At 58.0% G+C, this 23,461-nt stretch carries 23 protein-coding genes and 1 pseudogene; 12 read left to right on the forward strand and 12 right to left on the reverse strand.

Translation table 11 applies throughout. From position 1 onward, the window contains the following. Positions 1-53: 53 nt before the first annotated feature. A complete protein-coding gene (locus JQF37_RS27220; protein ID WP_130210286.1) occupies positions 54-1,247 on the reverse strand; it encodes an aminotransferase class I/II-fold pyridoxal phosphate-dependent enzyme in 1,194 nt (397 codons plus the stop codon). Between the two features lie 463 nt (positions 1,248-1,710). On the opposite strand from JQF37_RS27220, the gene JQF37_RS27225 reads away from it, so the two are divergent. Both JQF37_RS27225 and JQF37_RS27230 read left to right on the forward strand, forming a co-directional pair. Next, on the forward strand, positions 1,711-1,995 hold the full coding sequence (locus tag JQF37_RS27225; RefSeq protein ID WP_130210284.1) for a LuxR family transcriptional regulator: 285 nt from the start codon (positions 1,711-1,713) through the stop codon (positions 1,993-1,995). Positions 1,996-2,045: 50 nt separating this feature from the next. Continuing rightward, positions 2,046-2,792, forward strand: a complete 747-nt coding sequence (locus JQF37_RS27230; RefSeq protein WP_130210282.1) for a response regulator transcription factor — start codon at positions 2,046-2,048, stop codon at positions 2,790-2,792. 54 nt (positions 2,793-2,846) lie between these two features. On the opposite strand, the gene JQF37_RS27235 is transcribed toward JQF37_RS27230, so the two are convergent. After that, a complete protein-coding gene (locus tag JQF37_RS27235; RefSeq protein WP_130210280.1) occupies positions 2,847-4,532 on the reverse strand; it encodes a hypothetical protein in 1,686 nt (561 codons plus the stop codon). A 231-nt stretch (positions 4,533-4,763) separates the two neighbouring features. On the opposite strand from JQF37_RS27235, the pseudogene JQF37_RS27240 reads away from it, so the two are divergent. Beyond that, positions 4,764-4,954 (forward strand): annotated as a pseudogene (locus JQF37_RS27240) (hypothetical protein); the annotation flags it as partial. Here the strand turns inward: JQF37_RS27240 and JQF37_RS27245 are convergent. Next, positions 4,943-6,097 carry a glycerate kinase gene (locus tag JQF37_RS27245; RefSeq protein ID WP_130210278.1) on the reverse strand — a complete coding sequence of 385 codons (1,155 nt, stop codon included), beginning with the start codon at positions 6,095-6,097 and terminating at the stop codon, positions 4,943-4,945. The pseudogene JQF37_RS27240 and the gene JQF37_RS27245 overlap by 12 nt on opposite strands. 214 nt (positions 6,098-6,311) lie before the next feature. On the opposite strand from JQF37_RS27245, the gene JQF37_RS27250 reads away from it, so the two are divergent. Together JQF37_RS27250 and rarD are read left to right on the forward strand one after the other, a co-directional pair. Next, positions 6,312-7,325 (forward strand): aldo/keto reductase, encoded by a 1,014-nt coding sequence (locus JQF37_RS27250; RefSeq protein WP_130210276.1) that lies wholly within the window; start codon positions 6,312-6,314, stop codon positions 7,323-7,325. 185 nt (positions 7,326-7,510) lie between these two features. Beyond that, positions 7,511-8,392: an EamA family transporter RarD gene (rarD, locus tag JQF37_RS27255; protein WP_130210274.1), complete on the forward strand. Its 882-nt coding sequence runs from the start codon at positions 7,511-7,513 to the stop codon at positions 8,390-8,392. A 60-nt stretch (positions 8,393-8,452) separates the two neighbouring features. Here rarD and hppD read toward each other — a convergent pair whose 3' ends face one another. Beyond that, complete coding sequence (gene hppD / locus JQF37_RS27260; protein WP_130210272.1) at positions 8,453-9,529, reverse strand: 4-hydroxyphenylpyruvate dioxygenase; 1,077 nt, start codon at positions 9,527-9,529, stop codon at positions 8,453-8,455. A 249-nt stretch (positions 9,530-9,778) separates the two neighbouring features. Beyond that, positions 9,779-10,723 (reverse strand): EamA family transporter, encoded by a 945-nt coding sequence (locus JQF37_RS27265; protein ID WP_130210270.1) that lies wholly within the window; start codon positions 10,721-10,723, stop codon positions 9,779-9,781. A gap of 78 nt (positions 10,724-10,801) precedes the next feature. Between JQF37_RS27265 and JQF37_RS27270 the strand changes: the two genes are divergently transcribed. The 3 genes from JQF37_RS27270 to JQF37_RS27280 all read left to right on the forward strand — a co-directional run bounded on the left by JQF37_RS27270 (position 10,802) and on the right by JQF37_RS27280 (position 13,916). Further along, entirely contained in the window at positions 10,802-11,674 is an 873-nt protein-coding gene (locus JQF37_RS27270) for a LysR family transcriptional regulator (protein WP_130210268.1), read from the forward strand. 110 nt (positions 11,675-11,784) lie between these two features. Then, positions 11,785-13,317: a cyclic diguanylate phosphodiesterase gene (locus JQF37_RS27275; protein WP_130210266.1), complete on the forward strand. Its 1,533-nt coding sequence runs from the start codon at positions 11,785-11,787 to the stop codon at positions 13,315-13,317. Positions 13,318-13,550: 233 nt separating this feature from the next. Then, positions 13,551-13,916 carry a histone-like nucleoid-structuring protein, MvaT/MvaU family gene (locus JQF37_RS27280; protein WP_047529417.1) on the forward strand — a complete coding sequence of 122 codons (366 nt, stop codon included), beginning with the start codon at positions 13,551-13,553 and terminating at the stop codon, positions 13,914-13,916. Between the two features lie 175 nt (positions 13,917-14,091). Here the strand turns inward: JQF37_RS27280 and JQF37_RS27285 are convergent, their stop codons facing one another. Further along, a complete protein-coding gene (locus JQF37_RS27285) occupies positions 14,092-14,616 on the reverse strand; it encodes a DUF4946 domain-containing protein (protein ID WP_204149872.1) in 525 nt (174 codons plus the stop codon). Positions 14,617-14,761: 145 nt separating this feature from the next. On the opposite strand from JQF37_RS27285, the gene gloA reads away from it, so the two are divergent. Beyond that, the gene (gene gloA, locus JQF37_RS27290) at positions 14,762-15,283 is read left to right on the forward strand and encodes a lactoylglutathione lyase (RefSeq protein ID WP_130210264.1); all 522 of its coding nucleotides are present in this window, start codon (positions 14,762-14,764) and stop codon (positions 15,281-15,283) included. Positions 15,284-15,427: 144 nt separating this feature from the next. On the opposite strand, the gene ahpF is transcribed toward gloA, so the two are convergent. The 3 genes from ahpF to JQF37_RS27305 form a co-directional block, all read right to left on the reverse strand. Beyond that, a complete protein-coding gene (ahpF, locus tag JQF37_RS27295) occupies positions 15,428-16,990 on the reverse strand; it encodes an alkyl hydroperoxide reductase subunit F (protein ID WP_130210262.1) in 1,563 nt (520 codons plus the stop codon). 129 nt (positions 16,991-17,119) lie between these two features. Then, on the reverse strand, positions 17,120-17,683 hold the full coding sequence (ahpC, locus tag JQF37_RS27300) for an alkyl hydroperoxide reductase subunit C (RefSeq protein ID WP_130210260.1): 564 nt from the start codon (positions 17,681-17,683) through the stop codon (positions 17,120-17,122). 137 nt (positions 17,684-17,820) lie between these two features. Next, entirely contained in the window at positions 17,821-18,759 is a 939-nt protein-coding gene (locus tag JQF37_RS27305; RefSeq protein ID WP_130210258.1) for a site-specific integrase, read from the reverse strand. A gap of 178 nt (positions 18,760-18,937) precedes the next feature. On the opposite strand from JQF37_RS27305, the gene JQF37_RS27310 reads away from it, so the two are divergent. Beyond that, the gene (locus JQF37_RS27310) at positions 18,938-19,951 is read left to right on the forward strand and encodes a DNA-binding protein (RefSeq protein WP_130210256.1); all 1,014 of its coding nucleotides are present in this window, start codon (positions 18,938-18,940) and stop codon (positions 19,949-19,951) included. On the opposite strand, the gene gorA is transcribed toward JQF37_RS27310, so the two are convergent. Then, a complete protein-coding gene (gorA, locus tag JQF37_RS27315) occupies positions 19,948-21,306 on the reverse strand; it encodes a glutathione-disulfide reductase (protein ID WP_130210254.1) in 1,359 nt (452 codons plus the stop codon). The two genes, JQF37_RS27310 and gorA, sit on opposite strands and share 4 nt — an antisense overlap. Positions 21,307-21,437: 131 nt before the next feature. Then, on the reverse strand, positions 21,438-22,277 hold the full coding sequence (gene galU, locus JQF37_RS27320) for a UTP--glucose-1-phosphate uridylyltransferase GalU (protein WP_047529432.1): 840 nt from the start codon (positions 22,275-22,277) through the stop codon (positions 21,438-21,440). Positions 22,278-22,570: 293 nt separating this feature from the next. Between galU and JQF37_RS27325 the strand changes: the two genes are divergently transcribed. Both JQF37_RS27325 and JQF37_RS27330 read left to right on the forward strand, forming a co-directional pair. Continuing rightward, positions 22,571-22,759 carry a hypothetical protein gene (locus JQF37_RS27325; RefSeq protein WP_130210252.1) on the forward strand — a complete coding sequence of 63 codons (189 nt, stop codon included), beginning with the start codon at positions 22,571-22,573 and terminating at the stop codon, positions 22,757-22,759. Positions 22,760-22,887: 128 nt separating this feature from the next. Next, positions 22,888-23,169 carry a hypothetical protein gene (locus tag JQF37_RS27330; protein ID WP_047529436.1) on the forward strand — a complete coding sequence of 94 codons (282 nt, stop codon included), beginning with the start codon at positions 22,888-22,890 and terminating at the stop codon, positions 23,167-23,169. Positions 23,170-23,181: 12 nt separating this feature from the next. On the opposite strand, the gene JQF37_RS27335 is transcribed toward JQF37_RS27330, so the two are convergent. Next, complete coding sequence (locus tag JQF37_RS27335; protein ID WP_047529438.1) at positions 23,182-23,412, reverse strand: hypothetical protein; 231 nt, start codon at positions 23,410-23,412, stop codon at positions 23,182-23,184. Positions 23,413-23,461 lie beyond the last annotated feature (49 nt).

Here is a 23,461-nt window from a genome sequence, read left to right on the forward strand (position 1 = left end):
CAGTGGCGTTCAGCCAGTTTCTATGCTTTCCATGGCCAGATCATCAGAATTTTTCAACCAACATTCGCATGAGGTTCCAGAAGGTCGCTGGCACACAACGCGATGCGCCGACAGGCGTCCAGCAATTGCAGTTGATCCACCACCAGGCCAATACGAATATGCCCCGCCGCGCTCGGCCCAAACGCCTCGCCTGCGAGAACCGATACACCGTAACCTTCCAGCAGTCGCTCGGCGAAGCGTTGGGCACAGAGACCTGTCTGGCGCACATCGACCATCACGAACATGCCGCCATCGGGCAGAACGGGGCGCAAACCCGGGCACTGGCCAAGAATCTCGCATACCAGATCGCGGCGCTGGCGATATTCCTCACGCATCGACGCCACTTGCGGCAAGTCTTTGTCCAATGCCAGTTGCGCGGCGTTCTGCACGAAGTCCGGAATTCCAAACAACATGCTCAACGACAAGTTCACAAGATGCTCGGCCAAGGGTTTTGGCCCGATGACCCAGCCCACTCGCCATCCGCTCATGGCGTGGGATTTGGACAGGCTGTTGATGGTCGCCGTACGCTCGGCCATGCCCGGCAGGCTCGCCGGGCTGATGTGCCGGCCCTCATACAACAGCTCGCTGTAGACCTCGTCGCTGATCAGCCAGAGGTCATGACGAATGCACAGCGCTGCCAGTTGCTGCCAGATCTCCAGTGAAAGACTGGCCCCCGACGGATTGTTCGGGCTGTTGACCAAAATGGCCCGGGTTCTGGGCGTTATCCGCGCAGCGACATCCGCCGGGTCCACGCGAAAGCCGTTCTGCGGGCTCACTGGCACTGACACGACTCTGGCCGCGCATGCACCGATCACACCTTCGTAGGTCACGTACATGGGTTCGGCGATGAGTACTTCGTCACCCGGATCGAGCAAACATTGCACCACTGAATAGACCGCGCACTGCGCGCCCGGAAAAACAATCACATGGTCGGCATCCACAGCCTGGCCGCTGTGTTGGCGGTGACGACGGGCGATACTGTCGCGCAGACCCCGGCTGCCGCGCACTTGCGGATAGTGCGTGTCACCGGCCAGCAAACTGTCGATGGCGGCCTGCACGATGGGCTGGGGAGTGTCGAAATCCGGATCGCCGATGGACAACAGCAGTACATCGACGCCCTGCTCGCGCAATTGCAACGCTCGATCGTGAATCTGCCAGGCCGCCGCCCCTTCTCCGGCAATGCGTTGGGTCAAGGCTGAATAGCGCATGTCATTCTCCTGTCGCGCGGGTTCCCAGCCACAACCCTATCTCAAATCGAGAAACGCGCCACCCGCGTTTTTAAGCGACGAACGGCGATATCGGTGCGGATCAAAAACTGGCCGCTGCATTGGCGTGTATTCGGTCAGCATTTGCGTGCTAACTCGGCTCCGTTCAATGCATAAAGTCTCGCCTATTCAAAAAATTAACGCGCATTTCTCAGGAGGTCATCATTCAAAGATCCGTCCTACAACCGCGAGAGTCTTTCGCTGACAGCCTTTTCCATAGCACCCGACTAAAGTCCGTCACCTGTAATTTCTGACAGGTTCCAAGTCGGTTAATTCGCGTTATAACGAGACCTCGCCTACAGCCCTGCACCGGGTTTTGTAGGACGGCAGCGCGAACCACGCCTTTTTGAAGTAGGACGATTCTGCCGCGCCCACGCCGTCATAGATGATGAATGGGAGAACCAAAATGCATCAGTCCACTACCGCCTCAGTTCGTTCATCGATAGCCCCGCTCAAACAGCTCGTTCAGGAGGTCGATCAACCCAAGAAAGTCAAGCTCACCCCCAGGGAAAAAGAAGTCCTGATGTGGATCGCAGCGGGCAAATCTTCCTGGGAAATCGCGCAGATCTTCAGCTGTTCCGAGGCGGGTGTGAACTACCACTTCGGCAACATTCGCAAAAAATTCGATGTGAGCTCACGCTGGGTCGCCCTGGTCATGGCGCTGAAACAAGGCTTGATCCGAATGCCTTGAACCAGCTCTCATCGAGGGTCCGCGTGTCATCGACCCTGTTGAGACATTTCATGAATCCGGAAATCAAGCCTCAATTCTTGCCCTCTTCGCCCGCCCTCCAGAGTGCCTGTGACGATTCGCCCGTATCGTACGGGCACCCAACCCACGTTCGGCTACGCATCATTCTCGCCGACGACCATCCCGTGGTACTGGGAGGCGCAAAAATTGCCCTGTGCTCGCCACCTGACTCAGTGTTTTCGGTGGTCGCCCTGGCGCACAACGCCGATGAACTGATCAACCATCTGGAGCACACGCCGTGTGATCTGGTGATCAGCGATTATGCGATGCCTTATGGGCGCTTTCCCGATGGCATGGCATTGATGGGTTACCTCAAGCGCCACTTTGCCCGTATCCCGCTGGTGGTCATGACCACGATGCGCAACCCTTCGCTGTTGCAGGCATTGTTGAACGCGGGTGTCAAAGGGCTGTTCGATAAGCGCAGTCCGATGAAGGAATTGAAGCGGGCGGCACAGCGGGTGACCAGTGGGCGAAGTTACCTCTGCCCGGCATTCGCCAGTGTTCTGCAGGCCCAGACCCTGGTCGAGTCTGAAAGCGGTACGTCGGCGGTGAGTCTTTCCGACCGTGAACTGGAGGTAGTACGTCTGTTCGTCCAGGGCATGTCCGGTCGCCAGATCGCGGCACTGCTCAACCGCAGTGAAAAAACCATTAGCCGACAAAAACGCACCGCCATGGACAAGTTGGGGCTTGACCATGATGGTGGGTTGGTGGAGTTTGCGCGGGTGAGTGGGTTGGGTTGAGAGTTAGAAATCGTATACCCGCATGTGCGGGTATACGAATCGACCGGCTATCCGTTAATTTTGCTCCCATTGAAAGCGACCATCTCGCGCTCTTTTCTCTGGTTTGCGCAATCCTGTTATGCGTTTTTGCAGCCCAAAATAGGAGTCCTCGCCTGCAACAGCCTTGAGATTAAAAGTCTCCATCCCCCCTACCAACTTTGTGGATACGACTGCGCCTGGGGCATTTTCAGCTTGGACTCTTTTGTACATTTCCGGAAAATTAATTCTATTTTGTTCAAAAGCCCCTTTTACCAATTCCGGTCGCTTCCCTGCCGATGCGGTGGCCGGTTTCGAGGCTCGACTTGCTGATGTCGAAGATGTGCTTGCTAAAGCCCCATGCTCCACCGGAGTTGGCGGATTGATTTTTGGCGCGCTGCGCGGCGCAGCCACGCTTGCTTGAGCTGACGGAAGTGTGAACCGACTTTTAGCACCAAGGTCGACCATCTTTTTGGGAATTGGACTTGCACTTGTTGCAGTGCCAGCAGCCGACCTCGAAATCGAACTGGCTCCCGTTTCCAGCATTTCATCTCCCCCTACCATAAGTGCTGCAAGGAGAAGCTTAAACATCGAATGCCCCGTCGGATCCGTATAGTCGCCTCTCAATATCTTGTAATCCACCTTGACGGGTTGCACATGGGTGGCTGAATTGAAGTCGTACTCGCCGGCCATATGAGCCCAGGGCACAGAGATCATCAGATCAAACGGCAGGTGCGCACCGACAGAAGTCCGGGCGAGTTCCGTGTTCCCCCAACTCACCACAACGCCGTCGTCGGGGTTCCACCCTGTATACATCGGGATATGAACCTTGGTTGGAAAAGCCGCATCGGCCCGATCAATCACGCCATCAGCGGCCAGAGGCACCGTGCAGCGCTGCAAGCCACTGGGCAGCGTGCCCAGCGCAACGTTCACCGTCGCCGGTAACGACATTTCGCCACGGTTGCCGGCCTTGTCTTGCAAGAAGGCCACGGCGTATTGGGTTTTCGAGCCATATCGCCGCACAAAATCAGCCGGCACCAACACTTTGCGGTCGGGAGGCAGGGGAGTAAAAAGCACGACGAACTGGGTAATATCCTCGGTGGGCAAAGGCACTCTATCCAGCCAGGCGACGATAACCTGAACATCGGTCCTTTTAGCCTCGATAAAATCGGGAATCACGCAAAAGACCCCGTTATCGCGTGCCAGAACGGCATCGGTGATCACGGTTTTTTCGACGATATCGATCACCGCATGCTCGGGATCTGCCCACAGCGGCCCGGTCCTGTCGATGGTCAGCGGAGCCGCTGGAGATGCCCTTACAGAATTGTCATGCCAGTTCTTTACGAGGTAGCGAAACGAAATCTCACCCTCATAGTCTCTGAAAATATGGAGAGGGATCTCCTCTTCCAGCGGAAATTCGTCGTCAGGCAGATCGCCTGGCCAGGGAATATCTTTCGGAGCGCCGATACGTACCCATTCGGGTGAACTAGAAAGCAGACACTCCAGGGTCAACACATTGAAAACTCCTGAAAAAGGAGGCCGGTCATCCCACACCGGAATTTCAACTTTCAACGCTGCGCCAAGCTTGTCCTTGTGAATCAAACCGTCGGGATCCCCGGGCATGGCATCCACGATTTTAGGGACCTCCAAATCGGCGACAAAAAATTGCTTCCGATAATTGGCCCGCACCTGTTCGGCCGTCAGTCTTTTAAATGAACTTGCCATGTTTAACTCTCCACATCCGTTTCAGTTCAGCCATGAACAGGTTCATGGCTGGCAAAACTTTCTGGCAGGTCCAACATATGGCTCAACGACTGCGACGCCCCCTGTCTTTCTGCCCGGTCCCAAGACCTGGGCAAATTAAGCGCCGTTTTTTTTTAACGCGATACTGTCAAAGTTGACAGGTACCCGCGTTTTTTGCCGTCGTGTGCGCCGACATACAAGCCGCGCCGCGCACTGTTGAGTGTCCACCCCGAGGCCACGACCGAAACCCTGATGGGGTATCTGGACGAGGCCCTGGCGTTGGTCGACGTGATGGTTCAGCCGTTGGTGGATCATGGGGAGGGAGGTCGCGCCATGCGCTGCCGGGCATTCCCGACAGCGTGACGCTGGCGCAAAGTACAGCGAGCCGGGTGCTATACGCCTGAGTGTTTGCGCCGGGCCATCTGCCAGATCCGGGCAATGTCCGTGGCCCGTTCACGCAACAGACGCGGGGCTTCGATACAGGCCTGCTCCAGCGTCATCGGCCCGCTCGCCAGGGTGAACGCGGCGCCGATGCCGTGTTCGTACAGCGCCTGATAATCCTCGCCCAACGTACCGGCGATGACGATGACCGGCACGTCGCTCTGTCGGGCAATGCGCGCCACACCCAACGGTGTCTTGCCCCGCAGGGTTTGCGCGTCGAAACGCCCTTCGCCGGTAATCACCAGATCGGCGCCGGCCACGGCTTCAGCCAGCCCGATCAATTCGGCGACCAACTCGACCCCCGCCTTGAATTGCGCCCCCAGAAATGCCTTCGCCGCAAACCCCAGGCCGCCCGCTGCACCACTGCCCGGCTCGTCACGCAGGTCTTTTCCCAACACGTTGGCGCAGTGATCGGCAAAATGCCCAAGCGCACGATCCAATTGCTCAACCTGCTCGGGCGAGGCACCTTTTTGCGGACCGAATATTGCCGAGGCGCCGTCAGGCCCGCACAGTGGATTGTCCACATCCGCCGCAATCTCGAAACGCACGTTGGCCAGACGCGGGTCGAGGTCCTCCAGACTGATGCGTGCCAATTGCCCGAGCGCCAGGCCACCCGGTGCAAGAGACTGGCCCTGTGCGTCGAGCAGCTTCACGCCCAGCGCTTGCATGGCCCCGGCGCCACCGTCATTGGTCGCACTGCCACCGATGGCCAGGATCACCCGCTGCGCCCCTGCGTCGAGGGCCGCGCGAATCAACTCCCCGGTGCCGAACGTGCTGCTGATGCACGCATCGCGCTGATCCACCGGGACCAACTGCAAGCCGCTGGCTTCGGCCATTTCGATGATCGCGGTATGGCTGTCGGGGAACCAGCCCCAAGCGGGATTCACAAGCGCGCCCAACGGCCCGCGAACCGAGAAAGTACGGCGCGGTTCGCCATCGGTCGCCGCCAGCACTGACTCCACCGTCCCCTCCCCGCCGTCAGCCATCGGGGATTTGATCAACTGCGCATCGGGCCAGACTTGCGCCCAACCGAGGGCGATGGCATCGGCCGCGCATTGGGCGCTGAGGCTGTCTTTGAACGAATCAGGGGCGATCACGACTTTCATGGGCATTCTCCAGTTCCGATGCATCCAGGCGGCCAACCGCCACAAACAATAACGCCGGTCCCCCTGCACTGGCGGTCACACGATTATTGCTCATTTCCACAAAACCCGGTGGGTGCCGCGTGACTGGATTGGAAGTTGATCGATTTTTCATTTTGCTCCCTGCACGTGTTCTGGTATTTGATTGAGCCTTTCCACCGGTAAAAAGGACTTCGTCATGAGCTACCGCACGCTGGGTCATTCGGGACTGCAGGTTTCCACCCTGACCCTGGGCACCATGATGTTCGGCGAACAGACCAGCACCGAAGATTCCCTGCGGATCATCGACAAGGCCTGGGATCAGGGCATCAATTTCATCGACACCGCCGACGTCTACACCCATGGCCGTTCGGAAGAAATCGTCGGCGAAGCAATCGCCAGTCGCCGTCAGGAATGGGTGCTGGCCACCAAGGTCGGTTTCGGCCCGGTGGACGGCGTGCCGAACCGTAGCGGTCTGAACCGCAAACACCTCTTCAACGGTATCGAAGCCAGTCTGACGCGCCTGGGCACCGACTACCTCGACATCTATTACCTGCACCGCGAAGACCACAACACGCCCCTGGAGGTCACGGTGTCGGCCATCGGCGACTTGATCCGCCAGGGCAAGGTCCGCTATTGGGGCCTGTCGAACTATCGTGGCTGGCGCATCGCCGAGGTGATTCGCATTGCCGACCAACTGGGCGTCGACCGGCCGGTGATCAGCCAGCCGCTGTACAACATCGTCAACCGCCAGGCCGAAACCGAGCAGATCACCGCCGCACAAAACTACGGCCTGGGCGTGGTGCCTTACAGTCCGTTGGCGCGCGGCGTGCTCAGCGGCAAGTACGCACCGGATGTCACCCCGGACGCCAACAGCCGTGCCGGACGCCAGGACAAACGCATCCTGGAAACCGAATGGCGCGTCGAGTCGCTGCGCATCGCCCAGCAGATCCAGCAGTACACCCAAAGCCGTGGCGTCGGCATCGTCGAGTTCGCCATTGCCTGGGTGCTGAACAACAGCGCCGTGACGTCGGCCATCGTCGGCCCGCGTACCGAAGCGCAATGGGATGCCTACACTAAAGCCCAGGCAGTGAAGATTACGGCTGAAGATGAAGCGTTCATCGATTCGCTGGTGACGCCGGGGCATGCGTCGACGCCGGGGTTCAATGACGTGAGTCATTTCGTGTCGGGCCGTAAACCGCGTAGCCACTGACGGTACATTTCACTTGTGGGAGCTGGCTTGTCGGGTCGCTGCGATGCGGCGACCCGACAAGCCAGCTCCCACAGGGTTTCGGGTCTTGCCCAGAATGTTGTGAATATTGATCATACGGCCAATATTCTGCACAAAAACCGCGTATCCTCCGCACCCCGTTTCACCTTCAACCTCGCGAGGACAGTTTGTCTAAAGGTATCGCTCTATCGGTTTCAGCCTCGGTGCTGTTTGCCGTCATGTACTACTACACGTCGCTGCTCAGCCCCTTGAGTGGCGTGGAAATTTTTGGCTGGCGCATGTTGCTCACGGTGCCGTGCATGACCGTGTTCATGGTGGTGTCCGGGGAGTGGAAACGCGTCGTCGACATTGTGCGGCGAGTCGCAGGCCGGCCTGTTCTGGTGCTCGCCCTGATCCTCTCTTCGGCCTTGGTCAGCGTGCAGCTCTGGCTGTTCATGTGGGCGCCACTCAATGGCTATAGCCTGGATGTGTCGCTGGGGTACTTCCTGTTGCCGCTGACCATGGTCCTGACCGGCCGACTGGTCTATGGCGAACGCCTCTCCTACCTGCAAAAAATCGCCGTGTTTTTCGCCTGCCTCGGGGTGATCAACGAGGTGTATCAGGTCGGTGGATTTTCCTGGGCAACCTTGCTGGTGTGCATCGGCTACCCCACCTATTTCGTCCTGCGCAAGCGACTGGCAACGGACAACCTCGGCGGCTTGTGGCTGGACATGAGCCTGACCCTGCCGGTGGCATTCTGGTTCGTGCAGAGCGGTGAACAGGGCTTCAACGTGTTTGACCAGCATCCATGGCTGTCGCTGCTGATCCCGTTGCTCGGCGTGATCAGTGCGTCGGCGCTGGTGGTCTACATCATCGCCAGTCGCTTGCTGCCGTTCAGCCTGTTCGGACTGTTGAGTTACGTCGAGCCCGTGCTGTTGCTGGGCGTCGCGTTGCTGCTGGGGGAAAGCATCAAGGCCGGCGAATGGCTGACCTATATCCCGATCTGGATGGCGGTGCTGGTGCTGGTGTTCGAAGGGTTCAAGCATTTGATGCGACAACGCCGACCTTGACCTCACCCAGAACCCAATGTGGGAGCGAGCTCGCTCCCACAGGTTTATAGGCGTTATGGCTTAGTCGGTGGCCAACACACCACGACGGACCTGGTCGCGTTCGATGGATTCGAACAGCGCCTTGAAGTTGCCCTCGCCAAAACCATCATCGCCTTTACGCTGGATGAACTCGAAGAACACCGGCCCCATCAGGGTTTCCGAGAAGATCTGCAACAGCAGTCGCTTGTCACCCGACACCGACGAACCATCCAACAGAATGCCCCGCGCTTGCAGTTCGCCCACCGGCTCGCCATGGTCCGGCAAACGGCCTTCGAGCATTTCGTAGTAGGTGTCCGGCGGCGCGGTCATGAAACGCATGCCGATGCTTTTCAGGTGATCCCAAGTCTTGATCAGGTCATCACTGAGGAAGGCCACGTGCTGGATGCCTTCGCCATTGAACTGCATCAGGAACTCTTCGATCTGCCCGGCGCCCTTGGACGACTCTTCGTTCAACGGGATACGGATCATGCCGTCCGGCGCGGTCATGGCCTTGGAGGTCAGGCCGGTGTATTCGCCCTTGATGTCGAAGTAACGGATTTCGCGGAAGTTGAACAGCTTCTCGTAGAAGTTCGCCCAGTAGGCCATGCGCCCGCGATACACGTTGTGGGTCAGGTGGTCGATGATCTTCAGGCCCGCTCCGACCGGGTTGCGATCGACGCCTTCGAGGAACACGAAGTCGATGTCGTAGATCGAGCTGCCTTCGCCGAAGCGGTCGATCAGGTACAGCGGCGCGCCGCCGATGCCTTTGATCGCCGGAAGGTTCAGCTCCATCGGACCGGTTTCGATGTGAATCGGCTGTGCGCCGAGTTCCAGCGCACGCTTGTAGGCTTTTTGCGAATCCTTGACCCGGAACGCCATGCCGCACACGGATGGACCATGCTCGGCCGCGAAGTACGAGGCCACGCTGTGCGGCTCGTTGTTGAGGATCAGGTTGATCGCGCCCTGGCGATACAGGTGCACGTCCTTGGAACGGTGGGTCGCGACTTTGGTGAAGCCCATGATCTCGAAGATCGGCTCCAGGGTGTTCGGGGTTGGCGATGCGAATTCGATGAATTCAAAACCCATCAGGCCCATTGGGTTTTCGTATAAATCTGCCATTTTGGCGCCTCATCATGCTTTTGGAATTAACAAACGTTAGTTGCCAGCGATGCTGAGGCCGGAGGGTGGCGCGCAGGAGATACCCCGCACACTGCGGGCGAGGAAATCACCAAAGATCAATTGAAACCCGAATATCTTCATTGTCGACCCAAGGCTTTTGCGGGCGAGGCTTCTGCTGCCAGAAGTCGTTTATTCTTGTATGCGTAACCTGATTCTACACAGCGTAAATCAGTTTGTCCGCCTTCTGTATCAAATCCCCTTTTTCCCTGCACGCGCAAGGGGTTTATTGCACAGGAAAATCCCGGTCAGGATCAGCCCTCCTCCCAGGCACATGGCCAGTGTCAGTTGCTCACCCAACAGCAGCGCCCCGAGGATCACGGCCGTCAACGGGTTCAAAGCGATGAACACCCCGGAACGGGTCGCACCGATTTTGCGAATGCCGTCGTAATAGCCGATATAGGCCAGAGCCGAGCCAAAGACGCCCAGGTACATCAGACTCAACCACTGTTGAGGGCCAAGCTGGACAAGCGCGGCCACACTCAACTCGCCTCGGATGGCGCTGGCAATCCACAGCATCAATGTGCCCAGCAGAATTGACCAGGTCACCGTTTGCAATGGGCCCAGGCTTTGATTCAGCGCCTTGGAAAACAGCGAATACACGCCCCAACCGAGCACGCAGCCGAAAATCAGCAGATCGCCGATCCAGGCATCGGCCTTGCCGGCCAAGAGTTGCGGATGGCGGCTGACGATGACCAGGCACGCGCCGACGATACAGATCGCAATGCCGGCAATCTTCGCCCGGCCCAGACGCTCCTTGAATAGCAGCCAAGAGGCCAATCCGATAACGGCAGGGTTCAAGGCCACGATCAACGATGCTCGCGAAGCATTGATGTAGTGCAGGCCATAAAAGAAGCACAGGTTGTAGAAAAAGATCCCGCAAAAGCCCAGCAGTGCCAGCTGCAGCCATTGCCCTGGACTGGGTCGGGCCAATGGGATGCGGGACATCAACAAGAACAGTAATAGTGATGTGCTCGCCAGCAGGAAGCGCAAGCTGGCGGCAAACAAAGGGCTCAGGCTATCAGCCAGAAACCGCCCGGCCACGAAGGTACCGCCCCAGATCATGGTGACCGCCGCCAGTTTCAAATAAACCGGCGTATCCGTCGGGCTTGGCAGGTATTTCTCATGAGTAGTCATACGTCTCCGGAACGGGTGATGGGCGGTATGGCGTATGATTCGACTAATGCCAAGTCATCGTAAAATGAGTAAATACTCATGACCCTTACCCAACTGGAGATTTTCTCCCTCGTCGCCGAACTGCGCGGCTTCACGGCGGCAGCCCATCGCTTGGGGATCTCCCAATCCGCGGTTTCCCATGCCCTCAAGTCGCTGGAACAGGAATTGGGGGTCGAGTTGTTGCACCGCCATCAGTCAACGGTGGAGGTGAGTGACATCGGCCAGCAACTGCTGCTGCGCGCCCGTGCCATGCTGGGCCTGGCCAATACGTTGCGCCAGGAAGCGGCGGATGCCCGTGGGATGAAGCGCGGCACGTTGCGTATCGGCTCGTTCGGGCCCACGTCTTCGATCAAACTGTTGCCCGATATCCTGCGCCACTACCGCGCCGAGCACCCTGGCATTGAGATCCATATCGACGAAGGTCCGGACCGTCAGGTGATCCAGTGGCTGGAAGAACGGCGAATCGATGTCGGTTTCGTGGTGCTGCCGCAAGAGCGTTTCGACACCGTTGCGCTGGTCGAAGATCAAATGGTTGCGCTGCTCTCGGCTGGCCATCCTTTGGCAACCCGCAACAGCGTCAGCCTGAGCGAGCTGTGCGATGACCCTTTTGTACTGACCGAGGCTGGCTCTTCGGAGCTGGTTTCTCGCCTGTTCAATGCCGCGCGCCTGACCCCCAATATCCGCTATCGTTGCTCGCAATTGCTGAGCACGCTGGATACGGTTGGACGCGGCGACGGTTTGACCGTGGTCGCCGAGGGTTCGCTGCCCGAGCACGGTGACAATCGCCATGTTAAAAAACCGCTGTCGCCACCGGTGGCGCGGCAGGTCGGCCTGGCGGTACTCGACCGCCGCCAGGCGTCACCGGCGACGCTGGCTTTCATCAAACTCGCCGAGCGGCTGAGTAACCGGTGAGCGGCACAAGTGACAAGGGCCAACTATCATGGCTCGTACCCGAACTCTTCATGGGAGGCATTTCGCCCTGCCAGCATTTGAGAGCCCTTTCATCGCTACAGGTTTCTTGAATGCCACTGAGAGCCAAAACCCGCACACGCCGCATCAGGATGGCCGTCACTCTGCTGAGCGGATTGCTTCCGGTCTTGTTGGGCACCGCCATCCTCTATATCCAGGCTGGACGGGCGCTCGAACAAAGTGCTCAACAAACCGCCGAAGAGGCCATTCGCCAGTTCGACCTCATGCTCGACAACACCGCCCAGGCTGCCCGGGAATTATTGCCACTGGCCGGGCAAAGTTGTATCGACGTCAATCTGGCCCTGCGCGAACAAGTCACGCGACGCCCCTTTGTACGCTCGACCATCCTGATATGGGACGATGCCATTTATTGCAGTTCTTTGTTCGGCGACTATCACGAGAAGCTCGTTGCCGGGGACTTCAGCCAAGGCCGGTTACTGTTGATGAAGGGCAACCCTGTCACCCCTGATACCGCGCTGTTGGTGTATCGCCTCGGCAAAGGCAAACAGGGCGCGATGAGCACACTGGACGGTTATCACCTGAGTAACGTGTTGCGCCTGATTGGTCGCCAGACATTGCTGGTACTGCAGGTCGGGCCCAATTGGTTGACGGCCGATGGCCAGTTTCATGAAGACGCGCCACCCGCCATGCCAACTGCACAAAGCAATCTCGGCTCGTCACGGTATGGTTTCAGTGTGACGGCCGGATTTCCCAAAGGCGAAACCTGGCGTTACATGCGCAGCCAGTATCCCCCCCTGTTCTGTTTGTTGATCTTTTTCGGCGTGATTTCCGGATCGCTCGGGCATTTTCTACAGAAGCGTACGTCATCACCGACTCATGAAATGCAACGTGCGCTGGATGCGGCGGAGTTCGTCCCGTATTTCCAGGCGGTCGTGCATGGCGACAGTAAAAAGTTGTCCGGTATTGAAGTGCTGATGCGCTGGAACCACCCGAAAGAAGGCCTGGTGCGGCCCGACCTGTTTATTCCGTTTGCCGAATACTCCGGGCTGATCGTGCCAATGACCCGATCTTTGATGCAACAGACCGCCACGTTGCTCGCGCCGCTGTCGGCATCGTTCAAGGAACCGTTTCATATCGGCATCAACATCACCGCCAGCCATTGCCAGGGCCTTGACCTGGTCAAGGATTGCCGCCAGTTTCTCGAGGCTTTCGCCCCCGGCTCCGTGCACCTGGTACTGGAATTGACCGAACGCGAATTGATCGAACCGACAGCCATCACTCATCAACTGTTCGACCAACTTCGTGATCTCGGCGTAAAGATCGCCATCGACGACTTCGGCACCGGTCACTCCAGTCTCGGCTATCTGCGTCAATTCAACGTGGACTACCTGAAGATCGACCAGAGTTTCGTCGCCATGATCGGCATCGATACCCTTTCCAGCCATATTCTGGACAGCATCATCGAACTGGCGATCAAACTCGGCCTGGCAATGGTTGCCGAAGGTGTGGAGACCCAGCAGCAAAGTGATTACCTGACCGCTCATAACGTTAACTTTCTACAAGGCTATCTGTACGGCAGGCCGATGCCTGGCGTCGAGTTCATTAGTGCATTAAGCGACCATTAACTAGCGGCTTTAAGCGATGTGGTAACGTTGCCGTGCACCCATTTGAATCAAAAAACAACTCTTGTTACATGACAGAAAAGACATGATTTACTCTTGAGCAATTAACTACTACAATTTTTCATGCCTGCCGTAATTTGGCGGGTGAGCCGTTATCACCGGGTCGCTTCAAAGCTTTTGGCTTATAGCTTTGTTTGCGGTTGGTATCAGCCAAACACACTATTGGAGTAAAGATATTGTCCAGACTCGCTGAATTTCGTGCCGCTGAAAAGGCCCTTCAAGAACAGCTCAAGCAGCTTGAATCCCTGAAGAACGATGCCGGGCTCAAGAAAGAAATCGAATTCGAAGAAAAGCTTCAAGGACTGATGAAAACCTACGGCAAGAGCCTGCGCGACATCATCGCCATTCTCGATCCGAACCCGGCAAAATCCGGTCTGCAACAGGCCGTTGCGCCTAAAACCCGTCGCGCTCGCGTGGTCAAGGTCTATCAGAACCCGCACACCGGTGAACTGATTGAAACCAAGGGTGGCAACCACCGCGGCTTGAAAGCCTGGAAGGAACAATACGGTGCCTCGACCGTTGATTCCTGGTTGCGCGGCTAAGCACTCGCGCCGAGACAAAAAGCCCTGCGAATGCAGGGCTTTTTCATGAACACCCTCTAAATTCAGCAACGAGGGTCGCTCAACTCTCTACTTGCCGATCAACTTTATGCTTAATCCCTTTGGGTATCTAAACATTTGTGCACGTACTGAAAACCGCGTTTATTGAAGTCTTCAACTAAAGCTTCAAGCCGTTACGTGCCGCCTCTATTTCATCCTGGCTCGCTTTATAAGCGTCAGCCTGCCCCGCATAGGAAAGAACGTAGGCTTTATCGGCGTCCACCGCAGCGACCAATGTTTGCGAGAGCACATGACGACCGTTTTGCGTGATGGTGGAAGTCGTTTCCAAAGCCGGTAATCGACTCAAGGTTGTCGCATGAATCCGGCTGCACGCACTTTGATAGCCACTCTGATAAAAGCCTTTCTGCACGGACTTGCGCATCTCCAGCAGCACAGCTTCCAGATTGACCTGATGACCGGTTTCCACCTGGGTCATGGTCAGCTCCATCACCATGACCGGCTCGCCAGCCTGATTGTTTTTCACTGCGCGCTGGCGACTGACATCCGCTTTGCCGTCACCTTGCGGCACGTCTTCGATTTGCCAGCCGGCTGGCCAGGGCATGACCGGCGCATCGGCCTGAGCCATGGCGACCGTTGACAGCACACCCATCAAGAGGAACAACGTTTTACCGAATCGAATCATTGCAATGAACACTCGCCAATTGTGGCCGGAAGTCTGAGCTTCGACCGGCCGCCAGGCAATAGCCGACGGTGTTGGTTTGGTGATGTCAGAGCCCTTGCGTATCATTGTCGCCATTCTTCAGCCCCACTTGTTTTCCGGAGGGCCCATGAGCCTGCAAGAACTGAACAGCTTTCCCGGCGTGACCGCGCAGCCTGATACGGCGACCCAGAAATTCGTGTTCAACCACACCATGCTGCGGGTCAAGGACATCACCAAATCCCTGGACTTCTACACGCGCATCCTCGGTTTCTCACTGGTGGAAAAACGCGACTTCCCGAAAGCGGAATTCAGCCTGTATTTCCTCGCACTGGTCGACAAGAGCCAGATCCCGGCCGACGCCGCCGCACGCACCGAGTGGATGAAATCGATCCCCGGCATTCTCGAACTGACCCACAACCACGGCACCGAGAACGACCCGGACTTCGCCTATCACAATGGCAACACCGACCCACGTGGCTTTGGCCACATCTGCATTTCGGTGCCGGACATCGTGGCCGCGTGCGAGCGCTTCGAAGCGCTGGGCTGCGATTTCCAGAAGCGCCTGAATGACGGTCGCATGAAAAGCCTGGCGTTCATCAAGGACCCGGATGCCTATTGGGTCGAGATCATTCAGCCTGCGCCGCTGTGATGCAAAACCCCGTCTTGTGGGAGCTGGCTTGCCAGCGATGGCATCCTTGAAATCGCCATCGCCGGCAAGCCGGCTCCCACAATGATCGCGGACACAAAAAAACCCATGATTGCTCATGGGTTTTTTCGTTTCGGCGACTACCGTTTACGCCGGAGCCGACGTGCGAATCAAGTGATCAAACGCACTCAGGGAAGCCTTGGCGCCCTCGCCCACGGCAATCACGATCTGCTTGTACGGCACGGTGGTCACGTCGCCAGCGGCGAATATGCCCGGTACCGAGGTCTCGCCACGGGCATCGACGATGATCTCGCCACGCGGCGACAACTCGATGGTGCCCTTGAGCCAATCGGTGTTGGGCAGCAGACCGATCTGCACGAAGATCCCCTCCAGCTCCACGGTCCGCAGCTCATCGCTCTTGCGATCCTTGTAGTGCAGGCCATTGACTTTCTGACCGTCGCCGGTGACTTCAGTGGTTTGCGCATGAGTGATCACGGTCACGTTGGGCAGGCTGTGCAGCTTGCGTTGCAAGACCGCATCGGCGCGCAGCTGTACGTCGAACTCCAGCAGCGTCACGTGGGAGACGATACCCGCCAGGTCGATAGCCGCTTCGACACCCGAGTTACCGCCACCAATCACCGCCACACGCTTGCCCTTGAACAGCGGGCCGTCGCAGTGCGGGCAGTACGCCACGCCTTTGTTGCGATATTGCTGCTCACCCGGCACGTTCATTTCGCGCCAGCGCGCACCGGTCGCCAGGATCACGGTTTTGGCTTTGAGCTTCGCACCGCTGGCGAAGTGCACTTCGTGCAGCTCACCGTCCTTGCCGGGTAGCAACTTGTCGGCGCGCTGCAGGTTCATGATGTCCACGTCGTACTGCTTGACGTGTTCTTCCAGCGCTACCGCCAGTTTCGGTCCTTCGGTTTCCTGCACGGAGATGAAGTTTTCGATGGCCATGGTGTCCAGCACCTGCCCACCAAAACGCTCCGCCGCCACACCGGTACGAATGCCTTTGCGGGCTGCGTAGATCGCCGCCGAAGCACCGGCCGGGCCACCGCCGACCACCAGCACATCAAAGGCTTCCTTGGCGCTGATCTTCTCGGCTTGCCGCTCAATGCCGCTGGTGTCGATCTTGGCGAGGATTTCTTCCAGGCCCATGCGCCCCTGGCCGAAGTTCACACCGTTGAGGTAGATGCTGGGCACCGCCATGATCTGGCGCTCATCGACTTCAGCCTGGAACAGCGCGCCGTCGATGGCGACGTGACGGATGTTCGGGTTCAGCACCGCCATCAGGTTCAGCGCCTGGACCACGTCCGGGCAGTTCTGGCAGGACAGCGAGAAGTAGGTCTCGAAGTTGAACTCGCCCTTGAGAGAGCGGATCTGTTCGATCACTTCGACACTGGCCTTCGAGGGGTGGCCGCCGACTTGCAGCAAGGCCAGCACCAGCGACGTGAATTCGTGGCCCATCGGGATGCCGGCGAAACGCAGGCTGATATCGGCGCCCGGGCGATTGATCGAGAACGATGGCTTGCGTGCATCGTCACCGTTGTCGAGCAAGGTAATTTGGGTGGAAAGACTGGCAACGTCTTTCAACAGTTCGAGCATTTCCCGGGATTTCGCACCGTCGTCGAGGGATGCAACGATCTCGATCGGCTGGGTGACCCGTTCCAGGTACGATTTCAACTGGGTTTTAAGATTGGCGTCCAACATACGGGCGATTTCCTTTGTGTTTACTGGCATAAAAAAACGCCCGAGCGAATCTCGCCCGGGCGTTTTTATTGGGCGGTGCAGCTTGCTTAGAAGGTGCGGAAGTCCGCCCTGATGAAGCGCGTCACAGACTTAGATCTTGCCGACCAGGTCCAGGGACGGCGCCAGAGTGGCCTCGCCTTCTTTCCACTTGGCAGGGCAAACCTGGCCTGGGTGAGCAGCGACGTACTGGGCAGCCTTGATTTTGCGCAGCAGTTCGGAAGCGTCGCGGCCTACACCACCGTCGTTCAGCTCGACGATCTTGATCTGGCCTTCAGGGTTGATCACGAAGGTGCCACGGTCAGCCAGACCCGCTTCTTCGATCAGCACGTCGAAGTTGCGGGAGATGGCGTGGGTCGGGTCGCCAATCATGGTGTACTGGATTTTGCCGATCGCTGGCGACGTGTTGTGCCAGGCAGCGTGGGCGAAATGAGTGTCGGTGGAAACGCTGTAGATCTCGACGCCCAGCTTCTGGAAGGCATCGTAGTTGTCAGCCAGGTCTTCCAGCTCGGTTGGGCAAACGAAAGTGAAGTCAGCCGGGTAGAAGAAAACGACAGACCACTTGCCTTTCAGGTCAGCGTCCGAGACTTGTACGAAGTCGCCGTTTTTGTAGGCGGTCGCTTGGAACGGTTTAACTTGGCTGTTGATGATAGGCATCGTTGACTCTCCATCGGGGTTAAGAAGTTGATGGAGAGAACTTTACTCACTCGACGGACGGTTGGCTCATTGGCAAACCTCATGCCGCTGATTGGCTTTCGCTATTAGCCAACCTTATTAATAGAAGAAAACCGAATTTACGGCTCCAGCGGTTTCTCCGAGAGGCGGGCCATGCCCAGGAACGGACTGGCTTCGATGTAACGCATGGCGGACTTCATGTCCTTCCAGCCCACATAGCTCATCAACGACTTCAAGTCCCAGCCGCTCTGATGCGCCCACGAGGCAAAGCCGCGGCGCAACGAGTGACTGGTGTAGTGCTCGGCCGCAAGGCCCGCACGCCCCAATGCCTGGCGCAGCAGGGGAATGACGCTGTTGGCGTGCAAGCCCTCCTCGCTCAGATGCCCCCAGCGGTCGATGCCGCGAAACACCGGACCACGGACCAATGCCGCTTCACCGATCCAGTCGATGTAGGCCTGCACCGGGCATAACCGCTGCAATGCCGGCGTCTGGTAGGTCCGGCCGAGGTTTTCACGGTCACTCTTGCTGCGCGGCAAGTACAAGCTGATACCCGAACCGGCGCTGGCCTGCACGTGCTCGACCTGCAGGCGACACAACTCATCGCTACGGAAGCCACGCCAGAAGCCGAGCAAAATCAACGCGGTGTCTCGCCGGGCGCGGAGCAACCCCGGACGATCACACTCGGCCCTGGCCGTTTGCGCCTCTTGCTCCAGCCGGCCGATGACTTGCTCAAGGTGCTGCAGTTGCAGCGGCTCGGCCTGTTTCTCCTGAGCCGGATGCAGCGCACGAATCCCCTTGAACACTTTGCGCACCACAGGCGCCTTGGTCGGGTCGGCGAACCCCTGACTGTTGTGCCACTGGGCCAGCGCCGACAACCGCAACTTCAGGGTATTGATCGACAACACGCCAGCATGGGCCACCAGATACCGCGCCACGCTGTCGCCCGTTGCCGGCAGGAACCCGCCCCAACTGACTTCGAAGTGTTCGATGGCTGCGCGATAGCTACGGCGGGTGTTGTCGCGCGTCGCCGCTTGCAGGTAACGATCCAGCTCACTCATGGGTCCAACTCTCGAATGCGTACCGCTTTTACAGGTGAAACACCGGTTTTCCGGTTATCACACGGGGTAATACCAGTATATCCCGTGTCATTCGTCGCCTGTATTTATCTTTTAATATTCGATGGTACAATGCGTAATATGGCATTACGTACCACACATCAAAATCGCAGGAGTAATCATGGCCCGTGGCGGCGTTAACAAAGCAGTGGTTCAAGCCGCGCGTCTGGCGATCCTCGCCCGTGGCGAAAACCCGAGCATCGATGCAGTACGGATCGAGATGGGTAATACAGGCTCGAAAACCACGATCCATCGCTACCTGAAAGAACTGGGGGAAGGCACTCAACCTGATGACACGGAAGCGCCGGAGCCTATCGACGATGAGTTGCTGGCCCTGGTGTCACGACTGGCGCAACGCCTGAAGGAACAGGCACAAGAACCCATTGACCAGGCCCGCGAGCAGTTCGAACAGCAACGCAAGGACCTGGAAACCCGGCTGCACGAGGCCGAGCTGGCCAATACGCAATTGCAGCAACACTACGAACTCCAGAGCCTGGCACTGGCTCAGGAATCCGAGGCCCTGCACAGCACCCGCTCCATGCTGCAGACCGAACAAACCCGCAATGCCGGATTGAATCAGGCACTGGCAGATTTCGAATTGCGCTTGCAAGACAAGGACGAGCAGATCCGCTCGCTCGAAGAGAAACACCTGCATGCCCGAGACGCGCTGGAGCACTACCGCAACGCCGTTAAAGAGCAGCGCGAACAGGAACACAGCCGCCATGAAAGCCAGGTGCAGCAGTTGCAGATGGAGTTGCGCCAGGCCCAGCAGAGCGCGTTGGTGCGCCAGGATGAAATCACCCAGTTGCACCGCGACAACGAACGCTTGCTGACAGAAAACCGGGGAACCCTGCGCGAGCTGAGTTCGCTGCAAGAGCAGCTCAAGCAGAGCAACAGTCGCCAGGATCAGTTACTGGAACAGGCCAATCGCGTTGACGGCGAACGCACCCTCCTCCAGGAACGCCTGCGCGTCGCCCTGCTGGAAAGTCAGTCGCTGAAACAGAACGTCGATGAACAGCTGCAGATCAACAAGTCGCTGGAAATCGAATTGATCAAGGCACAGGCAGAATTGGAAGAAAGCGAGCGTCTGGCGGCTGCCGTTGCGACAGCGCCAGACACCGCCAAGGACGATTAGCCGGTAACCGGCGTGCGCATGGTGACGAACTCTTCGGCGGCCGTCGGGTGCACGCCGATGGTCTCGTCGAAGTGGCGCTTGGTGGCGCCAGCCTTCAAGGCAATCGCCAGGCCCTGGACGATCTCACCCGCCTCTGGACCGACCATGTGGCAGCCCAGCACCTTGTCGGTCGCGGCATCCACCACCAGCTTCATCAACGTACGCTCCTGGCACTCAGTCAGGGTCAGCTTCATCGGCCGGAAACGGCTTTCGAAGATCACCACATCGTGCCCCGCGTCGCGCGCTTCTTCTTCGGTCAAACCGACGGTACCAATGTTCGGCAAGCTGAACACTGCCGTCGGGATCATTTTGTAATCCACCGGACGATACTGCTCAGGCTTGAACAGGCGACGGGCCACTGCCATGCCCTCGGCCAGTGCCACGGGGGTCAGCTGAACGCGACCGATCACATCACCGAGCGCCAGAATCGACGGCTCAGCGGTCTGGTACTGCTCATCCACCTCAACGAAACCTTTCTTGTCGAGTTTCACCCCGGTGTTTTCCAGCCCCAGGTTATCCAGCATCGGACGCCGGCCGGTGGCGTAGAACACACAGTCAGCCTCCAGTTGCCGGCCGTCCTTGAGCGTCACCTTCAGGCTGCCATCGGCCTGTTTATCGATGCGCTCGATGTCGGCATTGAATTGCAGGTCCATGCCGCGCTTGGTCAGCTCTTCCTGCAAATGCTTGCGCACCGAACCGTCGAAACCGCGCAGGAACAGTTCGCCGCGATAGAGCAACGTGGTTTTCGCGCCCAGACCGTGGAAAATCCCCGCGAACTCGACGGCGATGTAGCCACCGCCGACCACCAGCACACGCTTGGGCAGCTCTTTGAGGAAAAACGCCTGGTTGGAGCTGATCGCGTGTTCGTGCCCCGGAATCTGCGGAATCTGCGGCCAGCCGCCGGTGGCGATCAGGATGTGTTTGGCACTGTGGCGCTCGCCATTGATCTCGACCGTGTGCGGGTCGACGATCATGGCGTGGCCTTCATGCAAGGTCACGCCACTGTTGACCAGCAGGTTGCGATATATGCCGTTCAGGCGATTGATCTCGCGGTCCTTGTTGGCGATCAGCGTCGCCCAATCGAACTGCGCTTCATCCAGACTCCAGCCAAAACCCGAAGCCTGTTCGAAGTCTTCGGCGAAGTGCGCGCCGTAGACCAGCAATTTTTTCGGCACGCAGCCGACGTTGACACAAGTACCACCCAGGTAGCGACTCTCGGCCACGGCCACTTTCGCGCCGAAACCGGCTGCAAATCGGGCAGCCCGCACACCGCCAGAACCGGCACCAATCACATAAAGGTCAAAATCGTAGGCCATTTTCTATCTCCTCGGCAGGCCATCAGCATACCCGCCGCGATGGGTTGGGCAAGCGCTGCTATCGATATAGGGCCAGAAAATGAAAAAGCCACCCGAAGGTGGCTTTTTCAGTACAAGCAGCAAAGGCGCTATCAGTAAGCCTTGCCAGTCTTGTAGAAGTTTTCGAAGCAGAAGTTGGTCGCGTCGATGTAACCTTCGGCGCCACCACAGTCGAAACGCTTGCCCTTGAACTTGTAGGCAATCACGCAACCGTCCTGCGCCTGTTTCATCAGGGCGTCAGTGATCTGGATCTCGCCACCTTTGCCTGGATCGGTCTGTTCGATCAGGCTGAAGATGTCCGGCGTCATGATGTAACGACCGATGATCGCCAGGTTCGACGGGGCATCTTCCGGTTTTGGCTTCTCGACCATGTTGCGCACGCGGTACAGATCGTCACCAATCAGGTCGCCTGCAATCACGCCGTATTTGCTGGTTTCTTGCGGGTCGACTTCCATGATCGCGACGATGGTGCAGCGATACTGCTTGTACAGCTTGACCATCTGCTTGAGTACGCCGTCACCTTCCAGGTTGACGCACAAGTCATCCGCCAGCACCACGGCGAACGGTTCGTCGCCGATCAGCGGGCGACCGGTCAGGATGGCATGGCCCAGACCTTTCATTTCCGTCTGGCGCGTGTAGGAGAACGAGCACTCATCCAACAGGCGGCGGATACCGACCAGGTATTTTTCCTTGTCGGTGCCCTTGATCTGGTTTTCCAACTCGTAGCTGATGTCGAAGTGGTCTTCCAGGGCGCGCTTGCCACGACCGGTAACGATGGAAATCTCGGTCAAACCGGCATCCAGAGCTTCTTCGACGCCGTACTGGATCAGTGGCTTGTTTACCACCGGCAGCATTTCTTTGGGCATGGCTTTAGTCGCTGGCAGGAAGCGAGTACCGTAACCGGCTGCTGGGAACAAGCATTTCTTGATCATAAAAGTCCTTGAAAGGGCTGTGTGTACGAGTTTCGGCGCAGTCTAATCAGGCGGAGAGCACCTTACAATGCCCCGCACTGGCTAACCGATGCCATCATAGAGAAATATTTCGGCGGATAGTTCCACCGGGAGCTCCGAAGATTGCTCAGCAGCCTGTTATTGATAGCAGACACCGCCAGACTTGCACGGTTTGTCATCTGAACGGGCAATCGGCCCACCATACGCCCATCCGCACCCGCTGCGTGCATTTGGCGTTATCATGGCGCCATTGAACCAGCCAACGAGGCAGATAGATGTCGGCAGCAAAGAGCGTCAACGGTTTCCTGATCAACAAGGCAATGGACGGACAATGGTGGGTAGGCAGTGTCGCCGGTGAGAATATTGCCGGACCCTTTCCGACCGAAGCCATGGCGATCGAAGTGGCGTCGGTGCTGGAGCTGGAGCACCCGGAGCCCAAGCGACGCGGCAAGGACAAGAACTGATCGGCACCCAAGCCCTGCCATTGCGCAGGGCTTTTTCATGAATATCGGCAACAAGTGGCCTATCGCTATAACCTTTTGCTGCCGACGCTGTCACAGCTTTTGCCCACCTCTTTGACGACGACAACGACATGACTAAATTCTTGCCACTGATCGCGGTACTGGCCCTGAGTGGCTGTGCGACGTCCCAAACCACGTACTTGAATAACGGCGAACAGGGTCTGGCCATCGATTGTTCCGGGGAAGCCAACTCCTGGGCCACCTGCTACGAAAAGGCCGACGCCTCCTGCGCCGGCACCGGTTACCGGATTGTGGGCACCGATGGCACGCCCGCCACCAAGGAAAGCGACAAAACCCTGGGCGTCGACGTCGGCAACTACAAGAATCGCAGCGTGGTGGTGGTCTGCAAGTAAGGCGTGCGGGCTTTACATGTGGATTTCGGCGAACTTGATACCCAGGCCCCGCACCGTTTCGATCAGGTCGTCGAGGCGACTGAAGGATTCCACTTCATCGTTGTCGTCCACCAGAAAAAAACTGCGCCCTCCGCTTTTCTTGAAAAAAACAATCCATTCGCCCGGATCTGCCGGGTTCTGAATCACGTGGGTGCCAGAGACCTGCCCCTTTGAATGGCGCTCCCGTACTTGCTCTCGCTTCATGCTCGACTCCAGAAATGACAATGCCGCCAAAGTCTTGCTTTGACGGCAT

The sequence above is a fragment of the Pseudomonas sp. MIL9 genome (genome assembly GCF_016887925.1).
Lineage (GTDB): Bacteria > Pseudomonadota > Gammaproteobacteria > Pseudomonadales > Pseudomonadaceae > Aquipseudomonas > Aquipseudomonas mohnii.

What these genes read in the sequence shown, in the direction of transcription:
- JQF37_RS27245 (WP_130210278.1), bottom strand. Translation starts at nt 6,097, where the DNA reads ATGAAAGTCGTGATCGCCCCTGATTCGTTCAAAGACAGCCTCAGCGCC.
- JQF37_RS27325 (WP_130210252.1), top strand. Translation starts at nt 22,571, where the DNA reads ATGTCGGCAGCAAAGAGCGTCAACGGTTTCCTGATCAACAAGGCAATG.
- ahpC (WP_130210260.1), bottom strand. Translation starts at nt 17,683, where the DNA reads ATGCCTATCATCAACAGCCAAGTTAAACCGTTCCAAGCGACCGCCTAC.
- galU (WP_047529432.1), bottom strand. Translation starts at nt 22,277, where the DNA reads ATGATCAAGAAATGCTTGTTCCCAGCAGCCGGTTACGGTACTCGCTTC.
- JQF37_RS27285 (WP_204149872.1), bottom strand. Translation starts at nt 14,616, where the DNA reads ATGATTCGATTCGGTAAAACGTTGTTCCTCTTGATGGGTGTGCTGTCA.
- JQF37_RS27220 (WP_130210286.1), bottom strand. Translation starts at nt 1,247, where the DNA reads ATGCGCTATTCAGCCTTGACCCAACGCATTGCCGGAGAAGGGGCGGCG.
- JQF37_RS27225 (WP_130210284.1), top strand. Translation starts at nt 1,711, where the DNA reads ATGCATCAGTCCACTACCGCCTCAGTTCGTTCATCGATAGCCCCGCTC.
- ahpF (WP_130210262.1), bottom strand. Translation starts at nt 16,990, where the DNA reads ATGTTGGACGCCAATCTTAAAACCCAGTTGAAATCGTACCTGGAACGG.
- JQF37_RS27235 (WP_130210280.1), bottom strand. Translation starts at nt 4,532, where the DNA reads ATGGCAAGTTCATTTAAAAGACTGACGGCCGAACAGGTGCGGGCCAAT.
- JQF37_RS27305 (WP_130210258.1), bottom strand. Translation starts at nt 18,759, where the DNA reads ATGAGTGAGCTGGATCGTTACCTGCAAGCGGCGACGCGCGACAACACC.
- JQF37_RS27230 (WP_130210282.1), top strand. Translation starts at nt 2,046, where the DNA reads ATGAATCCGGAAATCAAGCCTCAATTCTTGCCCTCTTCGCCCGCCCTC.
- JQF37_RS27265 (WP_130210270.1), bottom strand. Translation starts at nt 10,723, where the DNA reads ATGACTACTCATGAGAAATACCTGCCAAGCCCGACGGATACGCCGGTT.
- JQF37_RS27310 (WP_130210256.1), top strand. Translation starts at nt 18,938, where the DNA reads ATGGCCCGTGGCGGCGTTAACAAAGCAGTGGTTCAAGCCGCGCGTCTG.
- JQF37_RS27275 (WP_130210266.1), top strand. Translation starts at nt 11,785, where the DNA reads ATGCCACTGAGAGCCAAAACCCGCACACGCCGCATCAGGATGGCCGTC.
- gorA (WP_130210254.1), bottom strand. Translation starts at nt 21,306, where the DNA reads ATGGCCTACGATTTTGACCTTTATGTGATTGGTGCCGGTTCTGGCGGT.
- JQF37_RS27250 (WP_130210276.1), top strand. Translation starts at nt 6,312, where the DNA reads ATGAGCTACCGCACGCTGGGTCATTCGGGACTGCAGGTTTCCACCCTG.
- JQF37_RS27270 (WP_130210268.1), top strand. Translation starts at nt 10,802, where the DNA reads ATGACCCTTACCCAACTGGAGATTTTCTCCCTCGTCGCCGAACTGCGC.
- JQF37_RS27330 (WP_047529436.1), top strand. Translation starts at nt 22,888, where the DNA reads ATGACTAAATTCTTGCCACTGATCGCGGTACTGGCCCTGAGTGGCTGT.
- JQF37_RS27335 (WP_047529438.1), bottom strand. Translation starts at nt 23,412, where the DNA reads ATGAAGCGAGAGCAAGTACGGGAGCGCCATTCAAAGGGGCAGGTCTCT.
- gloA (WP_130210264.1), top strand. Translation starts at nt 14,762, where the DNA reads ATGAGCCTGCAAGAACTGAACAGCTTTCCCGGCGTGACCGCGCAGCCT.
- hppD (WP_130210272.1), bottom strand. Translation starts at nt 9,529, where the DNA reads ATGGCAGATTTATACGAAAACCCAATGGGCCTGATGGGTTTTGAATTC.